The organism is Streptomyces sp. SID5785 (assembly GCF_009870065.1).
Lineage (GTDB): Bacteria > Actinomycetota > Actinomycetes > Streptomycetales > Streptomycetaceae > Streptomyces.
The window spans coordinates 1-3,119 of the sequence record NZ_WWIA01001044.1 but is presented as its reverse complement, the minus strand read 5'-3'; the positions used below and the strand labels follow the sequence as shown (position 1 = coordinate 3,119).

At 72.6% G+C, this 3,119-nt stretch carries 2 protein-coding genes and 1 pseudogene; all 3 read right to left on the bottom strand.

Annotated features, from left to right (window positions below):
- Window positions 1-166: 166 nt before the first annotated feature.
- On the bottom strand, window positions 167-1,477 hold the full coding sequence (locus GTW43_RS33900) for a DUF58 domain-containing protein (protein WP_161305807.1): 1,311 nt from the start codon (window positions 1,475-1,477) through the stop codon (window positions 167-169).
- A 25-nt stretch (window positions 1,478-1,502) separates the two neighbouring features.
- Entirely contained in the window at window positions 1,503-2,492 is a 990-nt protein-coding gene (locus tag GTW43_RS33895) for a MoxR family ATPase (protein ID WP_202502288.1), read from the bottom strand.
- A pseudogene (locus tag GTW43_RS33890) lies at window positions 2,492-3,119 on the bottom strand (DUF4350 domain-containing protein); the annotation flags it as partial. The pseudogene GTW43_RS33890 and the gene GTW43_RS33895, both read right to left, overlap by 1 nt.

Genomic DNA, 3,119 nt, shown 5'->3' with positions numbered 1-3,119 from the left:
TGGTACTGCAGGGGGGACCCTGTGGGAGAGTAGGACGCCGCCGAACTATTTTTGATAGAAGGGAAAGCCCGGACCGGGTACACGGTCCGGGCTTTTCTGCGTTTCAGGGGTTTGTGACGAGCGCCCGCCCCTTGGAGGGCTTTCGTCTCGGGCTCTTCTTGCTGGGTCAGAGGCGGCCAGCGGACTTCAGGGCGAGATAGGCGTCGGCCAGGGCCGGGGCCAGTTCGGTGGGGGTGGCGTCCACGACCGTGACGCCGTGGCGCTTCAACTGGTCCGCTGTGCGCAGACGCTCGGCCTGGGACTGGGCTGCCGACGCGGCGTTGTAGACGGCGTCCGTGGTGCCGCGGGCGCCGGCCATGTCCTCGATCGCCGGGTCGGCCACCGACGCGACGATGACCGTGTGGCGCTTGGTGAGCCGGGACAGCACCGGAAGGAGGCCCTCCTCGACGGGGGCCGCTTCCAGGGACGTCAGAAGGACGATCAGGGAGCGGCGCGGAGCCGTACGCAGGGCCGTCGCGGTGAGCCCGTGGGCGTCGGTCTCGACGAGTTCGGGTTCGAGCAGGGCCATGGCGTTCACGAGGGCGGGAAGGACGTCGCCGGCGGTGCGGCCCTGGACGAGGGCCCGTACCCGGCGGTCGTAGGCGAGCAGGTCGACGCGGTCGCCCGCGCGGGAGGCCAGGGCGCCCAGGAGCAGGGCGGCGTCCATGGAGGAGTCCAGGCGTGGTGCGTCACCGACGCGGCCCGCGCTGGTGCGGCCGGTGTCCAGGACGAGCAGGATGTGCCGATCGCGTTCGGGGCGCCAGGTGCGGACCGCGACCGCGGACTGGCGGGCTGTGGCGCGCCAGTCGATGGAGCGGGTGTCGTCGCCGGGGACGTACTCGCGCAGGCTGTCGAACTCGGTGCCTTCGCCCCTGGTCAACACGCTGGTGCGGCCGTCGAGTTCGCGCAGGCGGGCCAGTTTCGACGGCAGGTGCTTGCGGCTGTGGAACGGAGGGAGGACGCGTACCGTCCAGGGGACCTGGTGGGTGCCCTGGCGGGTGAAGAGGCCGAGCGGGCCGTACGAGCGGACGGTGACGCGGTCGGCCGTGCGGTCGCCGCGACGGGTGGGCAGGAGGCGGGTCGTGACGCGGCGGCGTTCGCCCGCGGGCACCGTGATGCGGTGGCGGGAGGAGGCGTACTCGGTGCCGGGGCGCCAGGTGCTCGGCGGCCACGCGTCGCGGAGCCGGGCGCGCAGCGGGCGGCGCGAGGGGTTGGTGACGGTGAGGGTGACGTCGGCCGGGTCTCCGAGCCGTACGGAGGTGTCGCCGGTACGGGTCAGGCGCAGCTTGCGTACGGGGGCGGCCAGGGCGAAGTCGCAGGCGCAGGCCAGGGCCAGGGGGGTGTTCACGGCGAGGATGCCGGTCCAGCTGGGCTCCCAGATGCCTACGGGGAGGGAGCCCAGGGCGGCGAGCAGGGCCGTGCGTCCGGTGAGGGCCATGTCGGTTCTCTCGTCTCCGGCCTCGTCAGCGGGGGACGGGGACGTGGGTGAGGATCGCGTTGATCACCGAGTCCGCTGTGACGCCTTCCATCTCTGCCTCCGGGCGCAGCTGGATGCGGTGGCGGAGGGTGGGCAGGGCGAGGGCTTTGACGTCGTCGGGGGTGACGTAGTCGCGGCCGGTGAGCCAGGCCCAGGCGCGGGCCGTGGCGAGCAGGGCGGTGGCGCCGCGCGGGGAGACGCCGAGGGTGAGCGACGGTGATTCACGGGTGGCGCGGCAGAGATCGACGACGTAGCCCGTGATCTCGGGGGAGACGGTGGTCTTGGCGACGGCGGTGCGGGCCGTCTCGAGGTCGGCCGCGGTGGCGACGGGGCGGATGCCGGCGGCGCGCAGGTCGCGGGGGTTGAAGCCGGACGCGTGCCGCGTCAGGACGTCGATCTCGTCCTGGCGGGTGGGCAGCGGGACGTTGAGCTTGAGCAGGAAGCGGTCCAGCTGCGCCTCGGGCAGGGGGTACGTGCCCTCGTACTCGACCGGGTTCTGGGTCGCGACGACCATGAACGGGTCGGGGAGGGCGCGCGGGGTGCCGTCGACCGTGATCTGCCGTTCCTCCATGGCTTCCAGGAGGGAGGACTGGGTCTTGGGCGGGGTGCGGTTGATCTCGTCGGCGAGGAGGAGGTTGGTGAAGGCGGGGCCCGGCTGGAAGGAGAACTCCGCGCTGCGCGTGTCGTAGACGAGGGAGCCGGTGATGTCGCTGGGCATCAGGTCGGGGGTGAACTGGACGCGCTTGGTGTCGAGTTCGAGGGAGGAGGCGAGGGCGCGGACGAGGAGCGTCTTGGCGACGCCGGGGACGCCTTCGAGGAGGACGTGTCCGCGGCACAGGAGGGCCACGACCAGGCCCGTGACGGTGGGGTCCTGGCCGACCACGGCCTTGGCGATCTCGGCGCGCAGGGCCTCCAGGGAGGCCCGTGAGCTGCGGGGATCGGTCGTGGGCCCGGCGTTGTCAGTGGTCGGGTCCATCATGAATGGCGTACCTCTCTTTCGAGGGCGTCGAGGTGGTCGGCGAGTGCGATGAGTGCTGCGTCGGTCGCGGGAGGCGGGCCGAAGAGGAGGGTGTGCAGGTCCTGGGCGGGCGTGGGGAGTTGGCGGGCCAGGGCCGGGAGGAAGGTCTCGGGCGTGTGGGCCTGGGACGGGGGGACGCCGATGAGGGGGGCGAGCCGGGTGCGGGTGGACAGACGCAGGGCGGTGGCGGCGCGGTCGCGGGCGTTCGCCTTGCGGTAGAGGCGGGCGCGGCCTTCGGTGGTCTCGGAGGCGCGGATCGTGACGGGGAGGCGCTCGGGGACCAGGGGGCCGAGGCGGCGGGCGCGCCAGAGTGCGGCGAGTGCTGCCGCGACGAAGAGCTGGAGTGTGCCCCAGAGCCAGCCCTTGGGGATCAGTTCGAGGAAGCCGCGGTCGTTCTGTGCGTCGGTGGCGGCGGAGGTGTCGGAGAGGGAGGGGAGGTACCAGACCAGATGGGGGCGGGTGCCGAGGAGTTGGAGGGCGAGCGAGGCGTTGCCCTGCTCGTCGAGGGAGTCGTTGAGAAGGATGTCGGGTGCGCCGGTGATGACGGTGTCTCCGGTGCCGGTGCCGGTGCCGGTGCCGGTGCCG

Bases quoted from the DNA above. Each gene is read 5' to 3' on its own strand.
- GTW43_RS33895 (WP_202502288.1), bottom strand. From the start codon at position 2,492: ATGGACCCGACCACTGACAACGCCGGGCCCACGACCGATCCCCGCAGC.
- GTW43_RS33900 (WP_161305807.1), bottom strand. From the start codon at position 1,477: ATGGCCCTCACCGGACGCACGGCCCTGCTCGCCGCCCTGGGCTCCCTC.